The organism is Streptomyces sp. NPDC033180, from assembly GCF_055577645.1.
This window is the reverse complement of the sequence record NZ_JBVIPU010000016.1, coordinates 1-6887: the sequence shown is the minus strand read 5'-3', so window position 1 is coordinate 6887 and position 6887 is coordinate 1. Positions and strand designations below refer to the sequence as shown.

Genomic DNA, 6887 nt, shown 5'->3' with positions numbered 1-6887 from the left:
GACAACAGCGGCCGGATAATTGCGCACCGCCGGGCATCAGCTTTTCGTGGGCTGCGGAGTGGGCTTCGCAGTGGGCCGCAGAGTGGACCGGAGAACGCTTTTCGGGTCGACGGCCACGACGTCGAAGTTCCGGGTGGTGCACTTCACCCGCCGGAACAGATTGTCGGGGCCGGTGATGTAGAGCTTCCGTACACCGAGGCCGAGCAGTGAATCGACGACATCGGGCCAGTTGATGGCCTTGTCGAACGTGTCGAGCAGCATGGTCCGCATGGCGTCCGCGGTGCGCACGACACTGCCGTCCTGGTCGGCGACGACGGTGAGCTTCGGGTCGCGGATCTCGTACCGGGACAGGACTTCCTCATCGGCCTTGCGGCGGAGCCCGCCGAACGCCTCGGCGTGCACGGGCGGACGCATCGTGTACATGGAGTAGCCGCCCATGGCGCCGACGGCCTTCTTCAGGCCGTCCAGGAGGTGTTCGCGTACCGTCACCATGCGGAAGCCCTCGTCGAGCCGGCCGGAGATGTCGTACCAGTCGCCGTTCGCGGTGAGCCCGTCCAGGTACTCCTGGAAGGGCTCCTCCGGGACCCGCACACAGGAGTGGGTGACCACGTCCTGGTGCTCGGAGGCGAAGAACTCCTGTTCACAGCGCGCGAGTTCGGCCGTCATGCGGACGGTGTCCGCGAAGTCGAGCGCCCCGGTCCAGGCGGCGGCGGCCTTCTGCCCGAAGCTCGGCCCGACGCAGTAGTCCGGGCGCATCCCGAGGAGGTCCTCGGCGCGGTCGGCCAGCGCGAGGGAGTTCACCAGGAAGGCCACCTGCGTGTACTCCGAGTAGTCGTCCTCGGCTCCGTGGAACCGGTCGAGGAGCGAGTACCCGAGCGCCTTGTCGGCAGCCGATGTGCGGCGCCTCGCGTACCTGTCGAGAACCATGAATTTGCCGACCGCGGAAAAGCTTGACGGTCCCATCCCCGGAAATACGACAGCTGTCTTCTCTTCCATCAGATTTCACCCACAGTCAGCCAGCGGACAGCATGGCCGACGCTATGGGGGCGGGCGGGCCGTGGGCCACCCCATAGGCCCCCTAATCGCACCCCGTAGACACCCCTTGACGTTCACGAGTACCGGTACGCGTACCACACGGCCTCGTGTGCGGACGCCTTGCGGGGCCGTCCGGTTCCCGTATCCCGTATGTCGCACAGGCAGGGGGGATAGGGGTTGCCTGTGCCTCCCGGCGAAAAATAGCGTGTGGCTGCCGGCGCAGGCGGTCCTCGGCCGACGTTCTCCATTCGGCCGGGCCACGCAGACGGCATCGACATGCGGCTCGCGCGGCGTGAGCGGGCGGAGCCTCCCGGAATTCCATTGATTCCCCGACCAGCATCGCCGAAACGGCCCGAAGGGTTTTCCTGATGACGTCACCCAGCCCGGCTTCAATGAGCATGCTTGTTCCGGACTTTCCCTTCTCCTATGACGACTGGCTGCGCCATCCCGCCGGTCTGGGGGAGTTGCCGCCCGGCCGCGCCGGTACGCCGGTGGCCGTGGTCGGTGGTGGCATCTCCGGGCTGACGGCGGCCTATGAACTGATGCGGCTCGGTCTGCGGCCCGTCGTGTACGAGGCCGGCGAGCTGGGGGGCCGTATGCGCGCCGTGCCCTTCGCGGGCCGCCCCGAATACGTCGCCGAGCTCGGGGCGATGCGCTTCCCGAAGTCGGCGCGGGCCCTGTTCCACTACATCGACCTCCTCGGCCTGGACACCCGGCCGTTCCCCAACCCGCTGGCACCGGACACACCCGGCACGCTCATCGACGTCAACGGCAGCCAGCACTGGGCCCGTTCGCAGGACGACCTGCCGATGCTCTACCAGGAGGTCGCCGACGCCTGGGAGAAGACGCTCCAGGAGATGGCCGAGCTGTCGACGGTGCGCGGCGCGATCCAGCAGCGCGACATCGTGACGCTCAAGGCCGTCTGGAACCGCCTGGTCCGCGACCTCGACGACCAGTCCTTCTACGGCTTCCTGGCGTCCTCGTCCTCGTTCCACTCCTTCCGGCACCGTGAGGTCTTCGGCCAGGTCGGCTTCGGCACGGGCGGCTGGGACACCGACTTCCCCAACTCGGTCCTGGAGATCCTGCGGGTGGTCTTCACCGAGGCCGACGACGACCAGCTCTCCGTCGTCGGCGGTGTGCAGCAGTTGCCCCGGGGGCTGTGGGAGCGGCGCCCCGCGGCACCGGTCCACTGGCCCGAGGGCACCTCCCTCTCCTCGCTGCACGGCGGCGGTCCGCGGCCGGGCGTCGTGGGGCTGCGGCGCAAGGGGTCCGACTACGTCGTCGAGGACGCGTCCGGGGACGTCAGCGTCTACCCGGCGGTGGTGTTCACGCCGCATCTGTGGACGCTTCTGAACCGGATCGACTGCGAGCCGGGGCTGTTGCCGACCGAGCACTGGACGGCCGTGGAGCGCACGCACTACATGGGCTCCTCCAAGGTCTTCGTCCTCACGGACCGCCCGTTCTGGCGTGACATCGACCCGCGCACCGGCCGGGAGACGATGGGCATGACCCTCACCGACCGCATCGCGCGCGGCGTGTACCTCTTCGACAACGGCGCGGACCGCCCCGGTGTGATGTGCCTGTCGTACACGTGGAACGACGACTCGCTGAAGTTCGCGACCCTGTCTCCGCAGCAGCGCCTCGACGTGCTCCTCGACCGGCTCGGCGAGATCTACCCGGGGGTGGACATCCGCTCGCACATCATCGACGAGCCGATCACCGTCACCTGGGAGACGGAGCCCGATTTCATGGGGGCGTTCAAGGCGAACCTGCCGGGCCAGTACCGGTATCAGCGCCGCCTTTTCACCCACTTCATGCAGGACCGGATGGACGCCTCGCACCGCGGGTTCTTCCTCAGCGGCGACGACGTCTCCTGGACCGCGGGCTTCGCCGAAGGCGCGGTGACCACCGCCCTGAACTCGGTGTGGGGCGTGGTCAACCATCTGGGCGGCCGTACCCCGGCGGCCAACCCCGGGCCCGGCGACCTCTTCGACCGGCTCGCACCGGTGGAACTGCCCTACGCCTGAGCCGGCCGTGTTTGTCCATCAATCCCCATGCTCCTCGCGGAACGAGGTATCACGATCATGACCAGGACCGGACCGGATGTGCGGGCGGGCAATGTCTCGACCCTGCCGGAGGCGCTCCGCCTGAGCTGCGAGAAGCAGCCCGACGAAGTCGCCTACGTATTCCTGCGCGACGGTGAGGAGCCCGACGGGTCCCTCACCTACCGGCAGTTGGAGACCGACGCGGGTTCCCGTGCCGCCGCCCTTCAGCGGGCCGGTCTGAGCGGCGGCAACGCCGTGCTGCTCTACCCCTCGGGTCTGGAGTTCGTGCGAGCGCTGCTCGGCTGCATGTACGCGCGGGTGGCCGGCGCCCCGGTTCAGGTGCCCACCCGGCAGCGCGGGGTGGAGCGGCTGCGCCGCATCGCGGACGACGCGGGTACCAGCACCGTGCTGACCACGGGAGCCGTCAAGCGCGACCTGGAGGAACGGTTCGGCGATCTGCCCGAGCTGGCCGGGCTCACGCTCATCGACACCGAGGCCCTGCCGGACGCCCCGTGGACGGGCGAGGGTCCGGGCGCCGAGGACATCGCGCTGCTCCAGTACACGTCGGGCTCCACCGGCGACCCGAAGGGCGTGATGGTCACCCACGCCAACTTCCTGAGCAACGTCGCCGAGACAGAGGACCTGTGGCCGGCCGGACCCGACGGCGTGGTCGTCTCCTGGCTGCCCCTCTTCCACGACATGGGCATGCTGTTCGGCGTGCTGATGCCGCTGTGCTCGGGCATCCCCGCCTACCTGATGGCGCCGGAGGCCTTCATCCGCCGTCCCGGCCGCTGGCTGGAGGCGATAGCGCGGTTCCGCGGCACGCACGCCGCCGCGCCGAGCTTCGCGTACGAACTCTGCGTACGGGCCCAGGAGGACGGCAAGGTCGCCGCGGACATCGACCTGTCGACCTGGCGGGTGGCGGCCAACGGCGCCGAGCCCGTGCGCTGGCGAGCCGTGCGCGCGTTCGCGGCGGCGTTCGCGGCGGCGGGCTTCGACCCCGGCGCCATGAGCCCGGGCTACGGTCTCGCCGAGAACACCCTCAAGGCCACCGGCAGCCGCCTCGGACAGGAGCCGACCGTGCTGTGGGTGGCCGCGGACGCCCTGCTGGCCGGCCGGGCGGAACTGCGCGCCCCGGGCGCCGAGGGAGCCCAGCCCCTCGTGGGATCGGGCTTCCCGGTCTCCGGCACCCGGGTGCGGATCGTCGACCCCGTGGCGCTGACCGAGTGCCCCGAGGGCCGGGTCGGTGAGATCTGGGTGGACGGGCCCTGCGTCGCGGCCGGCTACCTCGGGCGGGAGCGGGAGAGCGAGGACACCTTCCGGGCGGTCGTCGCCGGGCCGGAAGGCACCGGTGGCGCGACGCATCTGCGCACCGGCGACCTGGGCTTCCTGCTCGACGAAGAGCTGTATGTGACCGGCCGGTTCAAGGACGTCATCATCCGCAACGGCCGGAACTTCTACCCGCAGGACATCGAGCTCTCGGCGGAGAACGCGGCGCCGGGGCTGCACCCGAACGCCGCCGCGGCGTTCTCCGTGGACGACGGCGAGACGGAGCGCCTGGTGGTCGTCGTCGAGGCCGACGGCAGGGCACTGCGCGGCACCGGCCCGCAGGAGCTGAGAGAACTGATCCACCGGGCCGTGTACGAACGGCAGCGACTGGAGACGGACGAGGTCGTGATCGTGCGGCGTGGCCTCCTGCCCCGTACCACCAGCGGCAAGGTGCAGCGACGCGCCTGCCGCGAGCGATACCTGAACAACGAACTGAAGCCTGCCGCGGCAGCGGAGCGGAGCGCCTGATGGCAGCGGAAGAGACCCCCGGCACCCCTCCCCGCAACGGGACCGCGTCGCGCCTTGACGAGCTGCGGCGGCGCCGCGACGAACTCGCCGCGCACGCCGGATCCGACGCGGTACGACGCCAGCACGAGAAGGGCAAGATGACCGCCCGGGAGCGCATCGACGCGCTGCTCGACCCGGGGACGTTCGTCGAGCTCGACGCCTTCGCCCGCCACCGCAGCCACGACTTCGGCATGGAGCGCAACCGCCCGCTGGGGGACGGCGTGGTCACCGGTTACGGCAAGGTGGACGGCCGCAAGGTGTGCGTGTTCGCCCAGGACTTCACGGTCTTCGGCGGCAGCCTCGGCGAGAAGTACGGCGAGAAGATCGTCAAGGTGATGGATCTGGCCCTCAGCACCGGCTGCCCCATCATCGGCATCAACGACTCCGGCGGCGCCCGCATCCAGGAGGGTGTGGTCTCGCTCGCCTTCTACGCCGAGTTGGTCAAGCGCCACGTCGAGGGCTCGGGCGTCATCCCGCAGATCTCGCTGATGATGGGCCCCTGCGCGGGCGGTGCGGTCTACGCGCCGGCGATCACCGACTTCGTGGTGATGGTGGAGGAGACCTCCCACATGTTCGTCACCGGACCCGAGGTGCTGCGCACCGTCATGGGTCAGACGGTGGACCGGGAGGAGCTGGGCGGCGCGCTCAGCCACAACACCGTCTCCGGCAACGCCCATTACCTGGCGCAGGACGAGAAGGACGCGTTCGAGTACGTCCGGCTGCTGCTGAGCCATCTGCCCTCCAACAACATGGAGGACCCGCCGGACTACGACGTGACCGAGCCGGGGGACCTCACCGAGGCGGACCTGGCCCTGGACACGCTGATCCCCGACAGCCCCAACCAGCCCTACGACATGCGCAGGGTCATCCGCACCGTCCTCGATTCCGGTGAACTCCTCGAGGTGCAGCCGCTGTTCGCGCAGAACGTCGTCTGCGGCCTCGGCCGGGTCAACGGCCGCAGCGTGGGCGTCGTCGCCAACCAGCCGATCGTCCAGGCGGGCGCCCTGGACATCGACGCCAGTGAGAAGGCGGCACGCTTCATCCGCATGTGCGACTCCTTCCATGTGCCGGTGCTCAGCTTCGTCGACGTACCGGGCTTCCTGCCGGGTCTCGAACAGGAGCAGGGCGGCATCATCCGCAGGGGTGCCAAGCTCATCTACGCCTATGCCGAGGCCACCGTGCCGATGGTCACCGTGGTCACCCGCAAGGCGTACGGCGGCGGGTACGGAGTCATGGGCTCCAAGCACCTGGGCATCGACGTCAACCTGGCCTGGCCGACGGCCGAGATCGCGGTCATGGGTGGCGAGAGCGCGGTGAGCGTACTGCACCGCCGCGCCGTGGCGGAGGCCGACGACCCGGACGCCGAGCGGGCGCGGCTGCGCGAGGAGTACGAGCAGGCGCTCTGCAACCCGTACGCGGCCGCCGAGCGCGGCTACGTGGACGCGGTGATCATGCCGCACGAGACCCGGGTGAGCATCGCGGGCGCACTGGAGACACTGCGCGGCAAGCGAGCCCACCGGCTGCCGCGCAAGCACGGCAACATCCCCCTGTGAACGGTCGGGGCGAGGGGGGCACCACCCCCCACGAGGGAGACGGCCTGCGGGTGGAGCGCGGGCGTCCGACAGAAGAGGAACTCGCCGCGGTGGTGGTCGCGGTGACCGCGCTCCTTACGGAGCGGTCCGCGCGCCGGGGAACCGCGGCTCCGCGTCCGCGCCGCCGCTGGGGTTCGCCCACGCAGCGCATGACGCGCCCGCCCGAGCGAGGCGGGTTCGGTGGCTGACCGGTACACGGCCGGACAGGCCGTCCGTCGCCGCCGGGCGGTCTCCGCCATCAACGACCACATGGGAACCGGGAGTTCATCGTGCACAAGATCCTGATCGCCAACCGTGGCGAAATCGCTGTCCGCGTTGCTCGGGCATGCCGGGATGCAGGGATCGCGAGCGTAGCCGTCTACGCGGATCCTGACCGGGA

The 6887-nt window shown here is 70.0% G+C and carries 6 protein-coding genes; 5 read left to right on the top strand and 1 reads right to left on the bottom strand.

Annotation, left to right across the window (positions count from 1 at the left end; genetic code table 11):
- Window positions 1-36 precede the first annotated feature (36 nt).
- Window positions 37-927 carry an ACP S-malonyltransferase gene (locus ACZ5WE_RS31915; RefSeq protein ID WP_467696248.1) on the bottom strand — a complete coding sequence of 297 codons (891 nt, stop codon included), beginning with the start codon at window positions 925-927 and terminating at the stop codon, window positions 37-39.
- A 500-nt stretch (window positions 928-1427) separates the two neighbouring features.
- Here ACZ5WE_RS31915 and ACZ5WE_RS31910 point away from each other — a divergent pair, with 500 nt between their 5' ends.
- The 5 genes from ACZ5WE_RS31910 to ACZ5WE_RS31890 form a co-directional block, all read left to right on the top strand.
- Window positions 1428-3062, top strand: a complete 1635-nt coding sequence (locus ACZ5WE_RS31910; protein WP_467696249.1) for a flavin monoamine oxidase family protein — start codon at window positions 1428-1430, stop codon at window positions 3060-3062.
- Window positions 3063-3119: 57 nt separating this feature from the next.
- On the top strand, window positions 3120-4877 hold the full coding sequence (locus tag ACZ5WE_RS31905; RefSeq protein ID WP_467696251.1) for a fatty acyl-AMP ligase: 1758 nt from the start codon (window positions 3120-3122) through the stop codon (window positions 4875-4877).
- Window positions 4877-6469 (top strand): acyl-CoA carboxylase subunit beta, encoded by a 1593-nt coding sequence (locus ACZ5WE_RS31900; protein ID WP_467696252.1) that lies wholly within the window; start codon window positions 4877-4879, stop codon window positions 6467-6469. The genes ACZ5WE_RS31905 and ACZ5WE_RS31900 overlap by 1 nt, the downstream gene beginning before the upstream one ends.
- The gene (locus tag ACZ5WE_RS31895; RefSeq protein ID WP_467696254.1) at window positions 6466-6696 is read left to right on the top strand and encodes an acyl-CoA carboxylase epsilon subunit; all 231 of its coding nucleotides are present in this window, start codon (window positions 6466-6468) and stop codon (window positions 6694-6696) included. The genes ACZ5WE_RS31900 and ACZ5WE_RS31895 overlap by 4 nt, the downstream gene beginning before the upstream one ends.
- A gap of 81 nt (window positions 6697-6777) precedes the next feature.
- On the top strand, window positions 6778-6887 hold a 110-nt coding region (locus tag ACZ5WE_RS31890; RefSeq protein WP_467696255.1), incomplete at its 3' end, for a biotin carboxylase N-terminal domain-containing protein.